The sequence below is a fragment of the Marinomonas rhizomae genome, assembly GCF_024397855.1.
GTDB classification, from domain to species: Bacteria; Pseudomonadota; Gammaproteobacteria; order Pseudomonadales; family Marinomonadaceae; genus Marinomonas; species Marinomonas rhizomae_A.
Map to the genome: position 1 here is coordinate 3,155,733 of NZ_CP073343.1, position 22,495 is coordinate 3,178,227.

The 22,495-nt window shown below is 43.1% G+C and carries 20 protein-coding genes; 9 read left to right on the plus strand and 11 right to left on the minus strand.

Going from position 1 to position 22,495, the window contains the following annotated elements:
- Positions 1–2 precede the first annotated feature (2 nt).
- Positions 3–419 carry a GNAT family N-acetyltransferase gene (locus KDW99_RS14875; RefSeq protein ID WP_205113867.1) on the plus strand — a complete coding sequence of 139 codons (417 nt, stop codon included), beginning with the start codon at positions 3–5 and terminating at the stop codon, positions 417–419.
- A gap of 22 nt (positions 420–441) precedes the next feature.
- Here KDW99_RS14875 and KDW99_RS14880 read toward each other — a convergent pair whose 3' ends face one another.
- Complete coding sequence (locus KDW99_RS14880; RefSeq protein WP_255825795.1) at positions 442–1,338, minus strand: LysR family transcriptional regulator; 897 nt, start codon at positions 1,336–1,338, stop codon at positions 442–444.
- A gap of 159 nt (positions 1,339–1,497) precedes the next feature.
- Between KDW99_RS14880 and KDW99_RS14885 the strand changes: the two genes are divergently transcribed.
- Entirely contained in the window at positions 1,498–2,916 is a 1,419-nt protein-coding gene (locus KDW99_RS14885; RefSeq protein WP_255825796.1) for a coniferyl aldehyde dehydrogenase, read from the plus strand.
- Positions 2,917–3,033: 117 nt separating this feature from the next.
- Here KDW99_RS14885 and KDW99_RS14890 read toward each other — a convergent pair whose 3' ends face one another.
- Complete coding sequence (locus tag KDW99_RS14890; protein ID WP_255825797.1) at positions 3,034–3,654, minus strand: FKBP-type peptidyl-prolyl cis-trans isomerase; 621 nt, start codon at positions 3,652–3,654, stop codon at positions 3,034–3,036.
- A 189-nt stretch (positions 3,655–3,843) separates the two neighbouring features.
- Here KDW99_RS14890 and KDW99_RS14895 point away from each other — a divergent pair, with 189 nt between their 5' ends.
- The 3 genes from KDW99_RS14895 to KDW99_RS14905 all read left to right on the plus strand — a co-directional run bounded on the left by KDW99_RS14895 (position 3,844) and on the right by KDW99_RS14905 (position 6,654).
- Positions 3,844–4,065, plus strand: coding sequence for a hypothetical protein (locus KDW99_RS14895; RefSeq protein WP_255825798.1), 222 nt, complete (start codon positions 3,844–3,846; stop codon positions 4,063–4,065).
- Between the two features lie 40 nt (positions 4,066–4,105).
- Entirely contained in the window at positions 4,106–4,588 is a 483-nt protein-coding gene (locus KDW99_RS14900) for a universal stress protein (protein WP_255825800.1), read from the plus strand.
- A gap of 68 nt (positions 4,589–4,656) precedes the next feature.
- The gene (locus KDW99_RS14905; protein WP_255825801.1) at positions 4,657–6,654 is read left to right on the plus strand and encodes a DNA topoisomerase III; all 1,998 of its coding nucleotides are present in this window, start codon (positions 4,657–4,659) and stop codon (positions 6,652–6,654) included.
- A gap of 32 nt (positions 6,655–6,686) precedes the next feature.
- Here the strand turns inward: KDW99_RS14905 and KDW99_RS14910 are convergent, their stop codons facing one another.
- From KDW99_RS14910 to KDW99_RS14925, 4 genes are all read right to left on the minus strand, one after another.
- Positions 6,687–7,307 carry a LysE family translocator gene (locus KDW99_RS14910; protein WP_255825802.1) on the minus strand — a complete coding sequence of 207 codons (621 nt, stop codon included), beginning with the start codon at positions 7,305–7,307 and terminating at the stop codon, positions 6,687–6,689.
- Positions 7,308–7,437: 130 nt separating this feature from the next.
- Complete coding sequence (locus KDW99_RS14915; protein ID WP_255825803.1) at positions 7,438–8,220, minus strand: hypothetical protein; 783 nt, start codon at positions 8,218–8,220, stop codon at positions 7,438–7,440.
- A gap of 674 nt (positions 8,221–8,894) precedes the next feature.
- Complete coding sequence (locus tag KDW99_RS14920; RefSeq protein WP_255825804.1) at positions 8,895–10,469, minus strand: inorganic phosphate transporter; 1,575 nt, start codon at positions 10,467–10,469, stop codon at positions 8,895–8,897.
- A gap of 304 nt (positions 10,470–10,773) precedes the next feature.
- Positions 10,774–12,156 (minus strand): L-serine ammonia-lyase, encoded by a 1,383-nt coding sequence (locus tag KDW99_RS14925; RefSeq protein WP_255825805.1) that lies wholly within the window; start codon positions 12,154–12,156, stop codon positions 10,774–10,776.
- Positions 12,157–12,470: 314 nt separating this feature from the next.
- On the opposite strand from KDW99_RS14925, the gene KDW99_RS14930 reads away from it, so the two are divergent.
- Positions 12,471–12,911 (plus strand): universal stress protein, encoded by a 441-nt coding sequence (locus tag KDW99_RS14930; protein ID WP_255825806.1) that lies wholly within the window; start codon positions 12,471–12,473, stop codon positions 12,909–12,911.
- 13 nt (positions 12,912–12,924) lie between these two features.
- Positions 12,925–14,475, plus strand: a complete 1,551-nt coding sequence (locus KDW99_RS14935; RefSeq protein ID WP_255825807.1) for an alanine/glycine:cation symporter family protein — start codon at positions 12,925–12,927, stop codon at positions 14,473–14,475.
- A gap of 110 nt (positions 14,476–14,585) precedes the next feature.
- Here the strand turns inward: KDW99_RS14935 and exaC are convergent, their stop codons facing one another.
- Complete coding sequence (exaC, locus tag KDW99_RS14940) at positions 14,586–16,103, minus strand: acetaldehyde dehydrogenase ExaC (RefSeq protein ID WP_255825808.1); 1,518 nt, start codon at positions 16,101–16,103, stop codon at positions 14,586–14,588.
- Positions 16,104–16,319: 216 nt separating this feature from the next.
- On the opposite strand from exaC, the gene KDW99_RS14945 reads away from it, so the two are divergent.
- Complete coding sequence (locus KDW99_RS14945) at positions 16,320–17,243, plus strand: AraC family transcriptional regulator (protein WP_255825809.1); 924 nt, start codon at positions 16,320–16,322, stop codon at positions 17,241–17,243.
- Between the two features lie 12 nt (positions 17,244–17,255).
- Here KDW99_RS14945 and KDW99_RS14950 read toward each other — a convergent pair whose 3' ends face one another.
- Positions 17,256–18,473 carry an MFS transporter gene (locus tag KDW99_RS14950; protein WP_255825810.1) on the minus strand — a complete coding sequence of 406 codons (1,218 nt, stop codon included), beginning with the start codon at positions 18,471–18,473 and terminating at the stop codon, positions 17,256–17,258.
- 367 nt (positions 18,474–18,840) lie between these two features.
- On the opposite strand from KDW99_RS14950, the gene KDW99_RS14955 reads away from it, so the two are divergent.
- On the plus strand, positions 18,841–20,052 hold the full coding sequence (locus KDW99_RS14955; RefSeq protein WP_255825811.1) for an MFS transporter: 1,212 nt from the start codon (positions 18,841–18,843) through the stop codon (positions 20,050–20,052).
- A gap of 31 nt (positions 20,053–20,083) precedes the next feature.
- Here the strand turns inward: KDW99_RS14955 and KDW99_RS14960 are convergent, their stop codons facing one another.
- The 3 genes from KDW99_RS14960 to folE form a co-directional block, all read right to left on the minus strand.
- Positions 20,084–21,259 carry an MFS transporter gene (locus tag KDW99_RS14960; protein WP_255825812.1) on the minus strand — a complete coding sequence of 392 codons (1,176 nt, stop codon included), beginning with the start codon at positions 21,257–21,259 and terminating at the stop codon, positions 20,084–20,086.
- A gap of 58 nt (positions 21,260–21,317) precedes the next feature.
- Positions 21,318–21,590 (minus strand): hypothetical protein, encoded by a 273-nt coding sequence (locus tag KDW99_RS14965; RefSeq protein WP_255825813.1) that lies wholly within the window; start codon positions 21,588–21,590, stop codon positions 21,318–21,320.
- 157 nt (positions 21,591–21,747) lie between these two features.
- Positions 21,748–22,431, minus strand: coding sequence for a GTP cyclohydrolase I FolE (gene folE, locus KDW99_RS14970; RefSeq protein WP_255825815.1), 684 nt, complete (start codon positions 22,429–22,431; stop codon positions 21,748–21,750).
- Positions 22,432–22,495: the final 64 nt, after the last annotated feature.

Below are 22,495 nucleotides of genomic sequence, written 5' to 3' on the forward strand. Positions count from 1 at the left end.
ACATGAAGGTATTAACGTCAGACTGGAACAGCAGCAAAGATCAACTGACCTTTGTGCGAAAACAAGTCTTTATCATTGAGCAAGGTATTGACCCACAAGACGAATGGGACGAGCTAGACGAAGACGCCGTTCACTTTGTTTCCTTTGGTACAACAGCCGTTCCGACGGGAACCTGCCGTTTAACAGACAATGGCCAAATTGGCCGTTTGGCAGTTCTACCCGCTTATCGACATCAGGGCTACGGTGAAATGCTGTTAATTCGTGCAGTGAAAGTCGCCAGAGAAATGGGCATTCGCAAAGTGTTTTTACACGCTCAAGTTGACGTACAAACCTTCTATGAAAAGCAAAACTTTCATACTGATGGCAAGGTTTTTTTAGAAGCCGGAAAAATGCACATCCGTATGGAACGAGACATTTAACCAAAGCCTTTGATAACGCTGTTTAGGCATCAGAGGCTGACGTTAATCTTTGCAATAATACCTCTTTCGCATGGGCAACCCTTGCTTGTCGTAAGGCGCTTGATGCCCAAATCAAATAATACTGCATTGTATAGGCTCCGACAGGCGCTGGGACTTCCATCAATTCGCCTTTTGCAATCTGCTCACGACATAAAAACTCAGGCATCACAGACCAACCAACGCCTTTAGTTAGCAAATTACGCAAAGCTCGCAGATCTTGACTGACGACCGTGGGAATAATTTGCTCTGTTTTAATACGGTTTTTTAATAGCCACTTATCGATCAAAGATAACTCTAGGTTGTACGCTAAAAGAGGCGCGTGACTAATTGCATGGCTAAAATCATCCGCTGCGACCAACGCCTTGACGACCGAAGGCGACGCCACAGCAACCACTTCACACCTCAACAGCGTTTCGCTTTGCAATCGACTGTCTGTCACTGGGTGTGCCGAAATACCAAGATCGCAGTGCCCTTCTAGTAACATACTGGTAATCATTGGCCCATCGCCAGTATGCATTCTTACTCGAATCCCAGCCTCAATCAGAGGCAGTAACTCTGCCGTTAGAACTTCGGCCATAAAGTCAGCATGGCCAATAATTTGCAAAGCACCAGCTCCCCCCACCGAACGGAATCGTGCGGAAGATAACGCCGCTTCGGCCGCATCCAGCTTATCTCCTACATCGGCCGCTAGTTCATCCGCCGCTGATGTAGGCATGACACCCGCAGGTTGACGCTCAAACAAAGGCCGACCAACGGCGACTTCAAGACCAGCAATGTGCTGAGAAACAGCAGGCTGGGTTAAGTTAAGTGAACGAGCGGCCCCACTGATAGAGCGCTGACGATAGACCTCAACAAAAGTACGCAATCGTGAAAGAGACATAACCCCTCATAAATATATTTATACCCCTACCAAAATAGCATTGTTGGCGTGTCATCACTACTGGAGATTACTATATGGACATAATGAGTAAGAGAGTATTAACAGCTTGAAAACAACCCAAGCTACCTTGATTACATATATTTAAAGGAGGACATTATTATGACACCTGCAAGCGAACATTTAGATTTATTAAACACATTAAGTAAGATGAAAGAGCACAATATGGCAGAAGGTCCAGCCAGTGCAGAACTACGCAAAGATCGATTACAGCGTGCGATTAAATTAATTAAAGAAAACTACCGCGACCTAAGTGACGCCATGAGCAAGGACTTTGGTCATCGCAGTGCTTACCAGTCTGCCACTGCAGACATTGCTACTACGATCAAATTACTAAAAGACGCCATAGAAAATTTATCTATTTGGATGCAGGATCAGCCTGTGGAAGCCCCTGAGCCAGGAATGAAAGCCTGGATTCAGCATCAGCCTTTGGGGGTTGTCGGCATTATTAGTCCATGGAATTTCCCTATCAACCTTTCTTTTGGCCCACTGGCTAGCGTATTTGCTGCTGGCAATAGCGCTATGTTGAAGCCATCTGAACTAACTCCCAAAACTTCTGCGTTATTAGCTGAACTGGTTGCCCGTTATTTCACACCACAAGAGCTAACCCTTGTATTGGGTGATGCCGAGGTCGGCAAAGCATTTAGCGCTCTGCCTTTCAATCATTTAGTCTTTACAGGGAGCACCGCGGTTGGCAAACACATCATGCGCGCTGCCGCTGATAACTTAGTCCCCGTCACTCTAGAACTTGGCGGTAAGTCTCCAGCCATGGTGGATGAAGACGCCGATATCCCCCAAGCCGTAGAGCGTATATTAACGGTGAAAACCTTTAATGTTGGGCAGATCTGTATTTCACCTGACTATATGATGATTCCAGAAAACAAAGTGGACTCCTTTGTCGAAGCTGCAAAAGCCTTTGTTCAACATAGCTTTCCAACCATGCAAGACAACCCTGATTACACTTCAATTATCAGTGAAAATCACTACAAACGCCTTATTGGGTTACTTGATGATGCTAAGAATAAAGGTGCCAATGTCATCAGTCTAGCGGCTGAAGGCGAGGTAGATTATGACGATAGAAGTCGTAAGATAGCGCCATTTCTCATCTTTAATGTCACCGACGATATGGACATCATGCAAGAAGAAATCTTTGGCCCTCTGCTTCCAGTGAAAACTTACGCTAAGCCAGAGGAAGCAGTGGCTTACATCAACAATAACCCACGCCCATTGGCAGCTTATTACTTTGGTGATGACACTGAGCGTCAACAAGCCTTTGCCCGTAACACTATCTCTGGCGGCTTAGTCATCAATGACGCCATGACACATGTTTCTGTCGAAACCCTCCCTTTTGGTGGTATAGGTCCATCAGGCATGGGGGCTTATCACGGCATCCATGGCTTTAAACGCTTCACTCACGAAAAAGCCGTTGTATTGCAAAGCGAAGACGGAGCTTCAGGTAAACGCCTGCGAGCACCGTACAAAGATAAACAGGCTGCGCTTGAAGAAATACTAAATAGCTAAGCCCATCAACTTGCAGCTCTTGGCAACAAAAAAAGCGAGTCATCCAGATTGGACCGACTCGCTTTTTACGCATTTTTTGAATACGTTAAAGTTAACGCTTTGCCTTAAGCTATGTCATTAAACAATAGCGATTAGCTCAACATCAAACTGTAGTACAGAGAAAGGTTGAATCATTGCGCCAGCGCCTTGAGCACCGTATGCCAATTCAGCTGGAATAGTAAGACGGTATTTCGCGCCTTCTTTCATCAACTGAAGACCTTCAGTCCAACCAGCAATAACGCCAGTTAGAGGAAATTCAATTGGCTCGCCACGAGCAATAGAGCTATCGAATACTTGTCCATCAATCAAACGGCCTTCGTAATGTACACGAACAGTCGCTTCACGGTTTGGAGTTGCACCCGTACCTTCTTCAAGAATTTCGAACTGCAAACCACTTTCTGTCGTTTGAACGCCATCTTTAGCTTTGTTTTCAGCAAGGAAAGCTTCGCCCGCTTTAACTGTCTCTTCAGACGCTGCACGGCTTTTCTCTTCCATTTTTTGCTGTAGTTCAGCAAAAGCAGCTTCTAGCTCTTCACCAGGAACGCGCATTTCTGCACCATTCACAGCGTCTTCAATCGCAGCAAAAAGATGCGTTAGAGACAATTCACCAAGATCACTACCACGCAGCTGATCACCAATTTGACGACCAATGCCGTATGCGATTTTTGCTTCGTTAGAGTCGAACGACAGTTCAGACATGATTACACTCTCTTATTTATTAACTAAAAAATTGAACGCGTATCATAACATAGGCAAATCTTATGGGCTTCTCCTCAAGCACCACAATTCCTAAAATTACTTTGGTAAAAATATATTTATCAGCGCCATAGATTTATTAAATGATATTCATTATCATTAAAGGTGTCGTTATTCATTCTGGAGTGCGCTATGAAAACCAAAATATTTGTCCCATCTCCTAAGCGTTACACAAGCGATAAACAACCAACAGATTACTGGGGGATATTGTTTATTAGCTTTATTTTTCTTTCATCAATAAGCTGTTTTTTATTCGCTAATCACAGTGACAGTAAAAAAAGCCAAAACCTATCGGCTAATGATCATAAAGCAAGCACAGTAATAGTTGACGCAGATCAGAGCAGCAAAAGCTAAAAGGATTAAGCTATAAGGCAAATCAAAAGAGGATCTTGTCATGCTACCTAAAATCAATACTATTGTTTATGCCTGTGATCTAGATGCAAAAACCCAAGCAGCCATGGAACTTGTCTTAAGCTTAGCGAGTACACATAAGGCAAAAGTCATCATCATGCACGCCATAGAGCCACTAAATGCTCAAGCGTCTAACATGATCAACAATTACATTACTGAAGACGTTAGAAGCGAAATGCGCAAAGAAGCGCTCACAGAAATTGATGGCCGTATGAAAAGATTACTTTCTGAGTTTATGGAAAAATATTCAGCAGAGCTTTCAAATCTAGAAACACCACCAGAAACCGTTATTGTTAACGGTGTCCCATCTGAATCAATCCAACGCTTAGCAGCAGAAAAAAAGGCGGATTTAATAGTGATGAATAGCCGAACACACGGACGCCTAAGCCAAATGATCATTGGTTCAACCGCAAATAAAGTCATTCATAGCAGCTCAATTCCTGTGTTAGTTGTGCCAATTAAATAGCAGACAACTCTAGTCACACTTCTCTGCGTTCGATACACTTACTGTATATATAAACAGTAAGTGTATTTATGATTCTTTATATCGCCGAAAAACCCAGTCTTGCCCGAGCCATTGCCGCTGCCCTTCCCTCGCCTCAAAAAAAAGAAGAAGGTTGTATCTGGCTGCCTAACGGTGACTGCATCAGTTGGTGTATCGGTCACTTACTAGAGCAAGCGGAACCCCACCAATATAATCCGGCCTTCAAGTCTTGGAATTTAGACCACTTACCTATTATTCCAACTGACTGGCAATGGCAAGAAAAAGCCAACACCAAAAAACAGCTGAGTATTTTAAAAAGACTGATCAAAAAAGCAACAACACTGGTTCACGCCGGCGACCCGGACCGAGAAGGGCAGCTTTTAGTCGATGAGGTTTTGCACTATACAAAAACACCAGTTCAAAAGCTAAAGAGCACTCAGCGACTGCTAGTAAATGACTTAACCCCGTCCGCCATCAAAAAAGCATTAAACAATTTACACTCCAACAATGAGTTCGCAGCTCTTTCTCGTTCAGCATTAGGGCGTGCTCGCGCGGACTGGTTGTTTGGACTGAACCTAACTCGGGCTTATACTATCAGAGGCCGCCAAGCCGGCTATCAGGGCGTTTTATCAATTGGACGAGTACAAACCCCAGTATTGGGGTTAGTCGCAGCGAGGGATAAAGAGAGAGAAGCCTTTGTTCCCAAAGATTTTTATCAAGTTTGGGCAAGTATTCAGACACCACAAGGCGCTGTATTTCAAGCCAAGTGGTTACCCAGCGAAGCTTGCCAACCCTACATGGATGACGAAAATCGTGTGCTCAGCTTACCTCTGGCACAAAACGTTGCCAACCGTATTAGCAATAAACCGGCGATTGTCATTGAGGCAAACTACAAACAAAAAAAGCAAACGCCACCTCTGCCCTATAGCTTGTCAGCCTTACAAATCGATGCAGCAAAAGCTTTCTCTCTGTCGGCGCAACAAGTATTAGATACTTGCCAAACGCTTTATGAACGCCATCAAATGATCACCTACCCAAGATCCGATTGCCGTTATTTGCCGACTCAACAACATAAAGATGCGCCTGCTATTATAGCGGCTCTCGCACGATCAGGTGGGGAAGCTCAGCAAGGTGCTCAGAACGCTGACACATCACGAAAAAGTAAAGCTTGGAACGATAAACAAGTCACTGCTCACCATGCCATTATTCCAACGGCTCAAGCTCACAAAGCCGCATCTCTTTCTAAAACAGAAGCTCTGGTTTTTAACTTAATTGCTCGACAATATCTCATGCAGTTTTATCCTGAGTACGACTATCTAGCGTCTTATATTAAACTGGAAATTGAAGGTGGGCTATTTGAGGCAAAAGGCAACACACCTATTTCTCTAGGTTGGAAAAGTCTTTTACCGAATAAGAGCAAAGCAAAAGATCCAGATGATGAAAGCCAAAATGAGCTCCCAAAAGTAAATAAAAACGAAGAGCTATGGTGTACACAAGGCCAAGTTCAAGAAAAGGTCACTACGCCGCCAGCTGCTTTCACGGATGCAACCTTACTTGCCGCTATGACAGGCATCAGCCGGTTTGTCACAGACAAAGACATTAGAGCCATCCTAAAAGAAACCGATGGGCTTGGCACCGAAGCCACTCGCGCCAGTATCATAGAGTTACTTTTCAAACGCGGATTTTTGATGCGACAAGGTAAACAAATTCACGCCAGCCAAACAGGCCGCGCCTTTATTGATTGTTTACCAACACAATTGGTCACCCCTGATATGACGGCGAAATGGGAGTCTGCTCTTAACAGCATCAGTCTTGGGGAAGCGAGTTATCAAGAGTTCATGACAAACTTAGAAGGCAACTTAAACCAGTTGCTTAGCGCTTCACGTGACATGCCAACGTCCGCCTTGCAAAACTTGCCTCCACCAACTAAAAACCCTTTTGCTAAACGCAAAAGCACAGCAAGTAAAAGAGCATCGGGAACAAGAAAAACAACAGGAGCAAAAACGAGCAGCACAAAAATAAAAAGACGCTCAAAAGCGTCTTCTTAATATAATCAATAGGTTTTAAACTCGCTTACCAATCAACCAATAGCAAGCCACACACCAACACCAATCATCAATGTGCCAGCAATGCGGTTCATGATACGTACATTTCCACTTTGCATAAGGAGAGACTTCAATGTTCTTCCACCTGTTGCATAAATCAGCAAGCACGTAAATTCTAAAGTCAGGATGATTGCAATCAGTACGACCAGCTGGCTTGCTAAAGAATGGCTCGCATCCAAAAATGGCGGCAATAAGGCGACAAAAAAAGCCCAACCTTTCGGGTTAGCAATAGCAGTTACAAAACCTTGGGAAATCAAATCAAACCGAGATGCTGGTTTACTGTCTGTCGAATCCGCTTTAATCGCCATTTTGCCTTTAGACAGCCACATTTGCAGGCCAACATAAGCAAGATAAGCACCACCAAGATATTTTAATACGACAAATACACTAGGGTAATTCAGCAACAAGGCAGCGACGCCAATAGCCGATAAAATAGCCACCATGGCAACACCAACTAGCTCGCCTAGCATCATCCATAGAGCGCGTTTAACACCAATCGTCATGCCCAATGTCATAGCCAGTGTCATACACATGCCAGGTGTAACAGACACAAAAAAGAAGGTCGGTATAAATGCAGAAAGCAGTGCTAAATTCACAAAAGATCCTTATCTAAAATAGCTGAGACTTAAGAAACAAAATTCTCATGAGTAAAGATAAGTAGCAAGCATTTAACTATACATATCGTAGAAAAATTCGCTTGATAAAGGAATGCTGGTATTGCGCGGATTAAAAACGCTTTTTTTCTTTAAATGAAGAGTCTTCGATAAATTTATTCCATTCATCATCCATTTCTTCTTCATCACCATTAGACATATTTTGGGTTATTTCTTCTTCCGCTTTTTGTAAAGCAAGATCTTCTTCAATTTCCTGTATCAAGTCTTTTAGTTTGAGAATTGTTGGCTGAGCTTCAACAGAATCTTTAATGGGCGTTAACTGTCCCAGAGCCTCTTTATACATCTCTACTGCCGTATCCATCTGGCCACTCAAAAATGCTTTGCGAGCAAGGTAAGCATGATAGTCTGAATTAATTTTGTAATGATAGAAATTCAACAGTTTACTGTATCGGTGAACAACATCAGGGTCGATAGATTTTTCTTTCTGAGAAACAATCAAAAATGACTTAAAGGATTCAAACAGGCGCTTCACTTCGATTATAAGTATCTCGTCGTTCATCGGTTTAGCGCGTCTTTTTTGCTTATTTGTTTGGAACTCAGCCATTTCCTCGGCAAGATGCCCACGACGGCGGGTTAATGTCGGATCTGGTTGTAATAAAATAAGTTGATCATATATAGCAATCATACGAGAGAAAAGCCAAAGTCTCATATCTTTAGGTTGATATTGCGAAGGCATTTCATCAAGGTATCGACGTACTTGGCGCAATTGATTGTTAAGGTTTGCCACCTTTCGCAATTTCTCCAATCGAGCCTGCTCTTTTAGCTGTAGAAAGATTGCGAAAGCAATAAATCCACCGATAACGAGCAAAAGCACAGTGATGGTAACAGCTGTCATATGATACGTAGTCTACCTTAGTAATATTTATAAACAAAAACGCCTAGCGACTTTCAAAAGATTTAACACAAAGCAACTTACCACCTCACTGTGGGTTCTGGTTTACTGTCCTTTGAAAATAAATCGCTTTCAACTTCCTGTATCATATTTTGTAGACGTACCATCTCTCTTTCGAGCTACTAACAGAACCATCTTTTTCAATAATAAATAACACTATACGATATTCTTTCTAGCGTTCTGTTTTTATGATCGTTATCTAAGCCCTGAATAGTTTGCCACACCAAGATGTAGCTATTAAATTAAGTATATTCTTAACGGCTCACTCCATCACTTTTGCTGATATCCCCTATCTCTCTGAGCATAAATTGAATTGTAGGTTGAATTTAAACTAGTCGTCCTTGGTTGCACACTCTATCTTTAACTTAAATCCGCCCTCTAATTTTAACTCTGTTAACATTCCGACTAAATCAGTCTATTTTAAGAAAAACTCTATACTAGTACTCGCTCTTGTAAACAGAGTAATAACAAACACTCTGCAATAAAACTTTGCTAGCTAAACAGTGACTTTAATTTAAAAGCTAAACAAGCAACTTACTTCTATATAACACAGAACATACGTTGAAAACAAAAAAAGACCAGCAAACCTGATCTTTTTTGTTTTATCTTTAAATTTTTTATCGAGAGACAGAAAAACCAAGGAGCATGTAAAAAATCATCGCTGAAAGCAAAGCTGATGCTGGTACTGTAATGACCCATGCAGCAGCAATACGCAATAGCGCAGAGCGTTTCACTAACTCTTTCTTGGTTGCTTTTTTCAAGCTTTTACGCTCTGCAGATGAGATAGGAGATGAAGCCTGAGCCGCCTTCAATTCTTTCAATATCGCACGCTTTTCTTCCACATCAGCCAGCTTGAAACGTTTCACAAACTCTTGTGTTTGCTCACCGTCATGACCAGCAGATTCAGAATGAGAAATAATAGAAGCCAGCTTTTTCTCATAAGATTGTTTCAAATACTCACGTAAGAAGCCAACACCAAAGATACCACCAACCGCAATGTGAGTAGAACTAACTGGTAAGCCAAGTTGAGAAGCGACAATCACAGTAATCGCAGCTGCCATAGCCACGCAAAAAGCACGAATTTTATCAAGCTCTGTTATCTCTGAGCCCACTGTTTTGATCAGCTTTGGACCAAATAGAGCAAGACCAACAGCAATACCAATCCCGCCTACCATCATGATCCAAATAGGAATAGATGCTTTACTAGAAACAGCACCCGTCATTAGTGCATCATTAATTGCAGCAAGAGGCCCAATCGCATTGGCAACATCGTTTGCACCATGAGCAAAACTTAGCAATGCCGCAGACACTATAAGAGGCAGCGTAAATAAGCTATTAACTGCATCTTTGTCGTTCTTCAATGCGGATGCAGCTTTGTCAACCATAGGGCGAACAAGGAAATAAACAGTTAGCGCAATGGCAAAAGCAATCAGCGCAGCCGTAATAAAGTCTAGTTTCCAAAGGTGCTTAAGCCCCTTTAGAATAAGGTAAGTAGAAAACGCCCAAACCATCAATCCAACCAATAAAGGCACAACCTTCTTCGCGGAGTCAATCATGTCGCTTTTATAAGTAATGGCACGCTTAATGTACATTAAGAATAACGCCGCAATCACGCCGCCCATTACAGGGGATATTACCCAGCTAGCAACAATCGCAATTAATTTATCCCAATTTGCGATATCCCAACCGCCAGCAGCAATACCTGCGCCCAGTACACCACCAACAATGGAGTGCGTCGTCGATACAGGAGCACCAAGGTAAGTCGCTAAGTTTAGCCATATTGCGCCCGCCAATAAGGCCGCCATCATAACCCAAATAAAGGTCTCTGCGTCGCCAATTGAGTTAGGATTGATGATGCCATTCTTGATCGTACCAACAACGTTACCACCAGCAATCAAAGCACCTGCAGCTTCAAAAATCGCCGCTATCAAAATCGCCCCTGTCATCGACAAGGCTTTTGAGCCAACAGCAGGCCCAACGTTATTAGCTACATCGTTAGCACCAATATTGACAGCCATGTAGGCACCAATTGCAGCAGCGATGGCTAAAATAGATAAATTAGAAACCCCAACGCCATTAGATGAAGCATAAAAACCAGATGCCAAAACAAAGGCTAAGGCAATCAATACACGAACAAATTCATGACCACTCAGTAAAGTGGATTCTTCTTTCGGGTTATTTGTAAGATCCATACGGGCTCTTCTTTCTATAATTAATCTATGCCAAACCGTTGACCGTTCAGACTAAACTGCAACCATCAACGACATGCTTATCCTAGCATCCAAAATAAATTTGGCTCTCAATTCATCCCGTCACATTTCTGTAAAATGTAAATTCGGCGTAATTCTACACTGGGAGTCTTTAGATAAAAACCCCTAAGTCTATTGATCATCACGACTCGAAAAAGGACAAAAAAAAGTGCCCGCTAAGGCACTTAATGATAAATATACTACAGAAATATGACCATTTTATTACAGGTGTAATATAGCGACATATCTAACACTCAATCACATTGACCGCTAAACCACCTCGCGAGGTTTCTTTGTATTTATCATTCATATCTCTGCCTGTGTCTCGCATAGTACGAATCACTTTATCAAGAGACACATAATGTGTTCCATCGCCTCGAAGCGCCATACTCGCAGAGTTAATGGCTTTCATGGATGCCATAGCATTTCGCTCAATACAAGGTACCTGCACTAAACCACCAATCGGGTCACAAGTAAGACCCAAATTATGCTCCATACCGATTTCGGCAGCATTTTCTATTTGCTCTGGTGTGCCACCTGTTGCTGCGGCCAATCCTGCTGCGGCCATAGCACATGCCGAGCCAACTTCACCTTGGCAACCCACTTCTGCACCAGAAATAGACGCATTCTCTTTAAACAAGAATCCAATAGCGGCCGCCGTTAGGAAAAAGGTAATTATCCCTTCTTCACTGGAACGAGGGCAAAACTCCCAGTAATAATGTAATACTGCAGGGATGATGCCAGCGGCTCCATTGGTTGGCGCTGTCACAACACGCCCTCCTCCCGCATTTTCTTCATTGACCGCTAAAGCATATAGATTGACCCAGTCCATAGCACCAAGAGACGGCGTGATCATGTCCATGCGCGTTTTACTGGTTAGGTCTCTGTGTAAACTAGCGGCTCTTCGTTTAACTTTTAAGCCACCGGGTAAAATACCTTCGTTCCGAATACCTTGCTGAACGCAGTTTCTCATGACAGACCAAATAGACAAAATTCCTTGCCTAACTTCTTCTTCAGTTCGCCAATGAGTCTCATTTTCCATCATAATCTGGGCAATACTTTTGTCTTGCTCTTGGCAAAGTCGAATCAAATCTTCTGCACTATGGAAAACATGTGGAAGTTCAGTCGCATCTTCAACCAATGCCACATTGCCGTGCTCATCTTCCTGAACAATAAAGCCACCACCAACGGAATAAAAGGTCGATTGATGAATCACATCACCATCAGCGCCAAAAGCAACCAGTGTCATGCCATTAGCATGAAAGTCTAAACGATCGACACGGTGATAAATCAGGTCTGTTGCAACGTCGATAGTAATAGCCTGTTTTGACAATAAATTCAGCAACGAGGAAGACGTTATTTGATCAACCCGTTCATTAACACGACTAGGATCAATAACATCCGGCAATTCCCCCTCAAGCCCCATTAGAACAGCCGTACCCGTTCCATGACCTTTTCCGGTGGCACCAAGCGAACCATACAAATCAATTTTTAAACGACCGACTTTTGATAGTAGCTCTCGATCTTGTAACTGGTGAGCGAATTGATTTGCCGCCACCATAGGACCAACTGTATGAGAACTTGAAGGACCAATCCCCACTTTAAAAAGGTCAAATAAACTGATTGCCATAGCCTTTACCCTCTGCCGTGAAGCGCTTTCTACACGACAATAAAAAAATACCAAACACGAAGTTATCAATGAGCGAAATTATCACTTATAAGACAAAGTTTCCAATTGGAAACAGACGTTTTTTTACTGGATAAAGCAGACATCAGGAAAAAGGCAATTTTTTGGCGCTTCAAGACAAATCAGTCAAACCTAGATGGTCAAATCAACACTCTGCTTTCAAGGCCTAAGCTGACAAAGTCGAGCTGTATAAAAATTGCTTAACCCTGAAAACCGCCTACCATTAAAGACTAACCAACCCAAAAGAGGACTTGTCTATGTCAGCAACAATCATTGTCGGTGTTGATGGAAGTGAAGCCGGTAATCGAGCCTTATCCTACGCAAAGCGGCTTGCGACACTTATAGGGAGTGAATGCGAACTACAACTAATATGTGTCGTTGAATGGTCTCCGTACACTTTCCAAACCCCAGAAGAAAACTCCCTTCGTAAAAAACAAAAGCAAATTGAAACCCAAAACGCCCAAGAACGTGTAATAGATCCAGCTATCAATGCCTTAAAAGAAGCTGGTATCAAAGCCTCTGGTGCAGTCAAATTTGGCAAAGCCGCCACCATACTCAACAACATCGCAGTCGAAAATAATGCTGAACAAATTGTGGTAGCCAGATCTACAGAACAAGGCTTAAGCGCAAGAGTATTCGGCAGTGTAACGGCCAACTTGGTTATGAGTGCGAATGTCCCAGTCACCGTCGTCAGCTAAGGGAAAGTATACTATGAAACAATTTACCTATTTATTTAGTGTGTTAAATACCCTGATTCTATTCGGGTTAAGCTCTTCATTAAAGGCAGCAGAAAGCATTGACGCTGTTGTTAATGAAGCGTTTGGTAACGCTACAGGTTGGTTTGTAAATTTGATTTTTGCACCACTTCCAGGTACCAGCTTTCCTTGGATAGTTCTCTGGCTAGTAACAGGGGCAACTATTTTCACTCTGTACTTTGGTTTTGTTCAGTTCCGCAGTATTGGTCACTCTATCGCTTTGGTAAAAGGCGATTATTCCGATCCAAACGACGCGGGTGAAGTCAGCCATTTCCAAGCATTGGCAACCGCCCTTTCCGGCACTGTTGGACTTGGTAATATTGCTGGGGTTGCAGTGGCTGTCTCTATTGGTGGACCCGGTGCAACATTCTGGATGATTGTCGCAGGCCTTATGGGTATGGCGTCAAAGTTCACAGAATGTACCTTGGGGGTAAAATACCGTAACGAATACAAAGATGGAAGCGTGTCTGGCGGCCCGATGTATTACATATCCAAAGGCTTCAAAGAACGCAACATTCCCGGTGGCAAACTGCTTGCGGCAATTTTTGCTATTTTCTGTATTTTGGGCTCTTTAGGCGGCGGTAATATGTTCCAAGCGAACCAAGCCCATGCCCAGTTGACTCAAGTAGTTGGTGACTACCCTGGTTGGATTACCGGTATCATTTTTGCTGCACTGGTTTTTGTGGTTATTGTTGGTGGCATAAAATCGATCGCTCGTGTGACGGATAAAATCGTTCCTATCATGGGCATTTTATACGTTGGTGCCGCGATTGTGATCTTACTCGTCAACGCAGACAAAATTGGCTGGGCATTTGGGCAGATCTTCCAAGGCGCATTTACCGGATTAGGCGTCGCCGGTGGTTTGGTCGGTGCCTTGATTCAGGGCTTCAAACGAGCCGCGTTTTCGAATGAAGCGGGCGTTGGTTCTGCAGCTATTGCTCACTCAGCAGTACAAACTAATGAACCAATCACAGAAGGCTTTGTTTCTTTATTAGAGCCTTTCATTGATACCGTTGTGATTTGCACAATGACCGCGCTTGTCATCATCATTACTGGGCAGTTAATGGTTAACCCTGATACAGGTATGTACATCCTGAACGAAAGCGGAACCATCATGACGGCAGATGGCTCGTCTGGTGTTGCGTTAACGTCTGCGGCCTTTGGCTCTGCCTTTAGTTGGTTCCCTACTATACTGGCGATTGCGGTGATTCTGTTTGCTTTCTCAACCATGATTAGTTGGTCTTACTACGGACTAAAAGCTTGGACCTATTTATTTGGTGAAGGAAAAAAAGCCGAATTAACATTTAAAATCATCTTCTGTGTCTTTGTCATTATTGGTGCTGCCGCAAGTTTAGGACCGGTTATCGACTTCTCTGATGCCGCAATTTTCGCCATGGCCGTTGCCAATATCATTGGCTTATATTGCTTAATGCCAATTGTTAAGAAAGAGCTAAACTCTTATATGTCTCGCCTTAAATCAGGTGAAATCAAAAAGCACAAACATTAATTTAATCTAAAATTCAGAAGTAAAAAAAGAGCCAAAAGACTGCTGTCTTTTGGCTCTTCCATTTTTCTAAGGGTTACATTCATAACCCACAATCTAATCGTTGGTCTTGATCAGAAGAAACCTAATGGGTTTACATCATAGCTAACCAACATGTTTTTCGTTTGTTGATAATGCTCTAAAGCAATCTTATGAGTTTCACGACCAACACCCGATTTTTTATACCCCCCAAAAGCGGAATGAGCCGGATACTGGTGATAACAGTTCATCCAAACACGACCCGCTTCAAGGTTACGCCCCATACGATAAGCAAGGTTAGTATCTCTTGTCCAAACCCCTGCACCTAAACCAAACTCACTGTCGTTGGCAATAGCAAGCGCTTCCGCTTCGTCTTTAAAGGTTGTCACACTGACCACTGGCCCAAAAATCTCCTCTTGGAAGATACGCATGTCGTTAGAGCCCTTGAATAAAGTTGGCTGTACATAAAAGCCTTTATCTAAACCATCTACCGCTTCAATGCCACCACCAATCAGCAATTGCGCGCCTTCAGCTTTACCAATGTCGATATAGCTCATTATTTTATCAAACTGCTGTTTGGATGCCTGAGCGCCCACTTGCACATCGGTATCCAATGGATTACCACGTTTAATGGTTTTGGTACGTTCTATGACTAACGCCATAAACTCGTCATAAATCGATTCATGAACCAGAGCTCGAGAAGGACAAGTACACACTTCCCCTTGGTTAAAGAAAGCCAACACCAAACCTTCAACACATTTACTAATAAAAGACTCTTCGTGTTGCATAACATCAGCAAAGTAGATGTTTGGCGATTTACCGCCCAACTCAACCGTAGACGGAATGATATTTTCAGCCGCACATTTCAGAATATGAGAGCCAACTGGCGTCGATCCGGTAAAGGCAATTTTGGCAATACGCTTGCTAGTCGCTAATGCTTCGCCCGCTTCTTTACCGTAACCATTAACGATATTAAGTACGCCTGGTGGCAATAGATCTTGAATGACTTTGATCAATTCAAGAATAGACGCTGGCGTTTGTTCTGCTGGCTTTAGAACCACACAGTTACCCGCCGCAAGTGCTGGAGCCAGTTTCCATGCCGCCATCAAGATTGGAAAGTTCCAAGGAATAATTTGACCAACAACGCCTAATGGCTCATGAAAGTGATACGCCACAGTGTGTTCGTCTAGTTCAGCTGTACTACCTTCTTGCGCACGTAAACAACCAGCGAAATATCGAAAGTGATCAGCGGCCAAAGGGATATCAGCGTTCAAAGTTTCACGAACCGCTTTACCATTATCCCATGTTTCGGCAACCGCCAGCGCTTCTAGATTTTGTTCAATACGATCGGCAATTTTCAATAATATATTAGAGCGATTGGTGACGGACGTTTTGCCCCAAGCCGCTCGAGCAGCATGGGCCGCATCTAGAGCTAGATTAATATCTTCTTCAGTAGAGCGAGGAATTCGACAAAATACTTCACCATTAACAGGACTGATATTATCGAAATATTGGCCTTTCACCGGAGCAACCCATTCACCGCCAATAAAATTACCGTACTGGGCTTCAAATGTAATAAGGCTACCGTTAGTACCAGGTTGTGCGTAGATCATATAGTATCTCCATTGTTTTTGTTTTTAACCTTGTGACTAAGAGTAGGAAGAAAGAAAGAAGAAAACTTGCCTGTGAGTCCATGAAACTTGTCTAGCGATCCATTTCTGCGCTGCTTTTGTATTGACCCTTGAGCAAGCAAGAGAGATGATGAGTAAAAGAGAATTCACCACGCCACACTATTAAAATAACAATATGAAGATAAAAGAGGTGTGTTAATGAGTCGTTCTATCTCGACAGAAAAAACATTACAGCAACATAAACGCGCCCCCATTCAGCTGGTCGAAAACCGTGTGTGTTTTGCTGGGCCGCACTCTGAATTGAGTATCTACGATACTTATGAGCAAGCCCAAAAAGTCAGCTTAAAAGCCGAGTCCTTGCTTTATTGTGGAATGGTGACAGGCGCAAAGGTCATGCACACAAAAGACCATGACAATATACCTTTTCTACCCCATGAATCTTTCATTTTGGCACCTAAGGAGGAAGTCTTTATCGACTTCCCCGAAGCCGAGTTTCATAACCCAACCACTTGTCTCACCATCGCTATTTCGCAAGAACGAGTCGCGCAAATTTGCGATCGCATGAATGACATTATGGTAGAGTCTCTGCCGACTAACGTGACATTGGATCCCAACCAACACCTACATACTTTGCACACCCAAGCAACTCAACAAGTCATCGATCGTCTTACCAGTGATTTTTTGCGCAATGATCCAGACCGAGATTTGCTCGTCGACTTTGGGGTCAGCGAGCTGGTCACTCGCATACTCAGACATCACGGCCGAGACGCACTATTGCGCTTCACCCAACGCGCACCTGATGCAAATGGCTTGACCTGTGTTATCCAATGGATAGAACAAAACCTAGCCCAACCATTAGATATCAATCAGCTGGCTAAAATGGCTTGCATGAGCCGAAGCCGCTTCTACGAAAATTTTAAACGCCAACTAGGCTGCACACCTTTAGAATACCAACACCAAAGAAGGATGAGCCGCGCCTACCAGCGCTTACAAGAGAAATCTTCAGTAACAGAAGTGAGTTATGAACTAGGTTACTTAAGTTTGAGTCACTTTAGTCGACGCTTCCATCAACACTTTGGGATATCACCACGCCAAGTGACTCAAACTCAACTCAATTCATAACAGAATATAAAACTAAAAAGCGTGTCCTAATTTTGCTTTGCAGTACATGAAAACAACCAACATAAAGATCAGAGCAAACGTTAAGCCAAAAAATGGTACCAATTGACCAAGCTGATACAAAGAAGCCAATGTGACAGGCCCCAAGGCAGCACCAAGCCCTTGCATTGATGCATTCATACTGGCTAATCGGCTCTGTTGATCGTCCTTTACCAACAAGGTTTGCGCGGTCACTATACCTGGAAATAAGAAACCAAAACCGGCACCAAATAACCCCATGGCAACCAGCACGCCAAAATAAGAATCCAAAAAGATAAACGCTAGCTGAGCCACTATTCCAACCCCCACACCAGAGAAAATCAAAGTGACTACGCCAAGCTGGAAGCGCGGTACCAATATCATCTGCACCAAAATACTAAAACAAGACATGGTCATCATAGCAAACCCTAACTGATGGGTTGTTTGAGCAACATCAAGCTGAAACCTATCTTGAATCAAAAAGCTCATAATTTGCTGCACGCCTGTCATAGATAAAATCGACAAAGAGGACATAAACAAGAACGGCATGACTGGCTGGGTGAACCAATTAATTTTGGGAGGTTTCACAAATTGACGAACATGCTTGGTATCTTTGACAAAAAACACCACCAGCAATGCTGACGAACCAGCTAAAAAAGAAATAATATAAAAAGGCGCTGTAAGACCTAAACCACTCAACAAAGACGCAAACGCAGGACCTAAAATCATCCCAATACTAAAAGAAGCGCCAATCATCGCAATGGTCGAACTGCGATGCTTAATATCTGTGTGCGAAATCAAATAGGTTTGAATAGAAGGTAAAATCCCAGCGATTCCTAGCGAAAAAATAATTCGCAAAACAAACACACTAAAATATGTCTGCTCCGCGGTTAAATGTTTTGCCAATGCTTCCTGAAGCACAAAACCTGTAGTGCCAATGGTAACAGCGTAGCAACTCATGCCGATAATTACCGAACGCACTCGGCCAATTCTGTTGATAATGCTTCCCCACAGAAAAGCCGCAACCACAAAAGTGGCGGCACCAACGGTGATCAGTGTACTAATCCGGACATCAGCAAGACCAATTTCACGACCTATTGGTGGTAAAGACGTAAAGATAAAAGATTGCCCAATCCCTACCGCTATTAAACAAAATAACAACAGCCAGCGAGACAAGCGCTCATGAAGGGAAGAATAAGTTTCGGAGTTAATCAATGCATGTCCTTAAAAAATAAACCAGCAGTTCAGTCTGCCAATACAGCAGACCCACTTAAACAAACTTACCAAGGCAAACTTGCGTTTAAAAAGGGGTTATTTATCATCCTGATAAAGTGAGCAATAAATTATCATATTTTGGTGTTTTTTTCTGGGTATTATGGTCAAAAACTCTAATCAAAAATAATAAGTATCAATAAAACAACGATATAAATACGGCTTTATCTTTGCACCTAGAATAAAAAAACACGTAAAATCTGACTTAACGATCAGTGCGCCCTCCCTACTAATAGCGACGGCTAAACACAAAAAGTCGATCAGCTATAAAACCACTCATCATTGTTTCAGAAAATAAAGAAAGGAAATCATGCAGCCTCTTTTTAAGCACCCTAATTTTGTCCATTTTTGGATCGGTCAAATAGCGTCTTCCTTTGCTTTCCAGATGCTCAGTGTGGGGATTGGCTGGCAAATGTACGACCTGACCAATAGCCCAATGGCACTAGGGCTTGTGGGGCTTTGCCAGTTTCTCCCGCAACTACTATTAACCTTGGTCGTAGGGCACGTCGCAGATCGCTATAACCGTCGACTTATTTGTGTTTGTACGCGTTTCACTATGGCAATGACAGTTGGAATTCTAGCGTACGGAAATATGACTGAAAGCATCTCAGCCAATATGATTTACCTTTGCGCTGCTCTACTAGGCACAGCAAGGGCCTTTGAAATGCCAGCGAACCAAGCCATTCTTCCAAATCTTGTTCCCAATGAATTACTATCTCGCGCCATTAGTGCTATCGCTTCTGCACGAGAGATATCGGTCATTGCAGGGCCAGCGCTTGGGGGCTTAATTTATCTTTTAGGACCAACTACGCTTTACCTTTCTAGCATGAGTTGCTTTTTAGTCTCTTGCGTCATCATGTTTTTCTTACATTACAACTTCACCGTAAAAAGTAAGTCGCCAATCAGCATGGAACATCTATTCGGTGGTTTAAGCTTTATCCGCGGTAACAAGGTCATTCTTGGTTCCGTGTCTCTGGACATGTTTGCGGTTCTCCTAGGTGGCGCGACGGCTCTTTTACCCATTGTTGCCAAGGATATACTTCATACGGGGCCATGGGGCTTGGGGTTATTGCGCTGCGCTCCAGCACTTGGCGCATTACTCATGTCAGTGTACTTAGCACGTCATCCGTTAACCCACAGCGTCGGGAAAATCATGTTTGCTGCCGTGGCTATTTTTGGTGTCGCAACGATTTTATTTGGTTTATCCGAGAACCTGATTTTATCAATGATCGCTCTCATCTTGCTTGGATCATCCGACATGATAAGTGTGGTCATCCGCTCGACATTGGTTCAATTAGAAACGCCCGATGAAATGCGTGGCCGAGTCAGTGCTGCCAATTCGGTTTTCATTGGCAGTTCCAATCAATTAGGGGAATTTGAATCTGGGGTCACCGCAGCTTGGTTCGGTGTGGTTCCCGCCATTGTTATTGGCGGAGTGGGAACCATTGCTGTCGTCGGTATTTGGATGTATCTGTTCCCAAATTTATTAAAACGTAACACGCTAGATCAAGAAAACGATTAGATTTAGTTGTCTACCAAAGCCTGATCTGAGATCAGGCTGCACGCCTTAAAATCACCTGAAACAAACCAAACAGTAACAATGCATAAAACAGAAAGCTGACGGTTAACAAGGTCAGTCCAAAATGTCCGCCAATCACACCACTTAAGAATGGCAAGGTCATAGCACCAAATACTGCGGCACTCATTTGAAAGCCAATCGCATGGACAGAATACCTTTTACCAACTCGCGCTGCCGTTTGCGAAATCATGCAAGGAAAAATCGGTGCAGCGCAGAACCCCATCAATGCCAAGCCAAAATAGCTCGTATATGGCGTCCCACTCATCGTAAAAGAGAGTGCGCCTAAAGCAACACCAATCAAACAAAGACGCAATAATTGATCGACAGAAAAACGCTCCACTAAGAAACCAAAAATAGCACGACCAAACGCCAAAGCTCCCCAGTAAACGGCAACCCAAGTCCCTGCACTGGCTAACGAGATATTTCGAGACTCGGTCATCACTGTGAACGCCCACTGACCAACACCAACTTCAACACCAGCGTATAAAAAGAAAAACACAATTTGAAAGCGAATAACAGGATGCTTCAATGCCTGAAGCTGCGTAATTGCTGGCGTACCATCGACTTTAGTATCGGCTTTTTTAGGGCTATGTTTCTCACTTTCCCAAAGGTGCCGACTAAATACAAACACCACAGCCATGACAAATAATATTGTCGCGAGAACGGCATAACCCAGACGCCAGTTCTGGGAAAAGCTAACCAAAACACTTGTGACAATAATCGGACCTGCGGTTGCACCAACACCGAACGCAGCATGCAACCAATTCATATGACGAGTTGAAAAATGCTCTGCTGCATAGGCGTTAAGCCCAGCATCAATAGCGCCTGACCCCATACCAATGACGATAGAGGACAAGACAAAAATAATAAAAGAAGGACTAAAATAGAATCCGAATAGACCAAAACTTACCAGCAAGCTGCTGACAACCAATAACCAACCCACACCAAAGCGGGTCATTAAATAGCCGACTAAAAAGCTCGACATTAAATAGCCCACGCCACCAGCTGCAATGACCAAACCTAGCCAGCCAGTAGGAACACCAAATTCCGTACGAACAAATGGCCAATTGATACCATGGGCGGCGTCTGGTAAGCCCAAACTAATGAAGCCTAAATAAGCAATAAATAACAAAACGCCTGATGTGCGCACTCTAAATATCCTTATTAAAATTTGCTTATTTGAACGTATCTATTTTATAAATAACGGCCTAACGCCATTTACGTTTTTCTTTTTCTATCGTCTTCCATTTCCAATTTGGCGCTTCCCCTTTCCAGTAATAGCAAGCAATCAAAATAAGCGTACTAACAACAACGGACACAGCCCATTTAAGCAGCTCAGTTTTTGGATCATTAACAATACTAATAACAACGACCGCCAGCAGATATAACGCTAAAACCGCCCATCCTTGCCATGTATTTGGCTTCCCCCAACCCAAGCCATTCTTTTTCGCTGGAAACCAAACTGTTTTTTTATCCGTCATATCAAATGCCTCAAAGCCTAATAGCGCATATACAGGAACACTTTGCCTTAATTTGTCCCATAAAAAAAGAGCCTATATGAATAGACTCTTTTTATTAAAATTACTACTTAGCGAGGAGAGTTAGCTCTATTTTGCCTACTCTTATCTTGCAAGGCTCTTATCTTGCAAGGAACTCACCACGCGTTTTGTCGCTGCGTTTAAACAATCCACCCAAAGCTGTCGTTTGAGTTGAAGAACTTGCGTCCATAACACCTCGGGCTTTAACACAATAATGCACAGCACTGATGCTCACCGCAACGTTGTCTGTTTCTAACAAGGCTTGCAAGGTCACTAAAATTTGCTGAGTCAGACGCTCTTGCACCTGTGGACGCTGGGCAAAAAAGCGCACAATACGATTAATTTTAGATAAACCAATGATCTTAGTTTTAGGCAAATAAGCAACTTTGGCTAAACCATCAATCGTCACGAAGTGATGTTCACAAGTGCTGGTAAAGCTGATATCGCTCACTTTTACCATTTCATCCACTTGCATCTTATTTTCAATAACGGTGATCTTTGGAAACTGCGCGTAATCTAAACCAGAAAAAATTTCTTTCACGTACATTTTGGCAATACGGTGTGGCGTTTCAGCCAGACTGTCATCAGTCAAATCCAGACCAAGCGTTGACACTACATCTTCGAATGCACTTTTGATACGCTGGTATTTTTCTTCGTTCGTTAAACCGTTATCAATCATCGGGGTTTCTAGACCGCTGTTGATAAGAGCATCGCGTACTTTTATCGCCTCATCAGACAACGCAAGGCGGTTTAAATTTGTTTGTTCAGCTGTGTTAGCTTTCATATGTTTGTCCTAAGTTGCTTAACCCTGTCTCGTGACATGAAGGCGTTCAAAAAAGAAGTCCTAT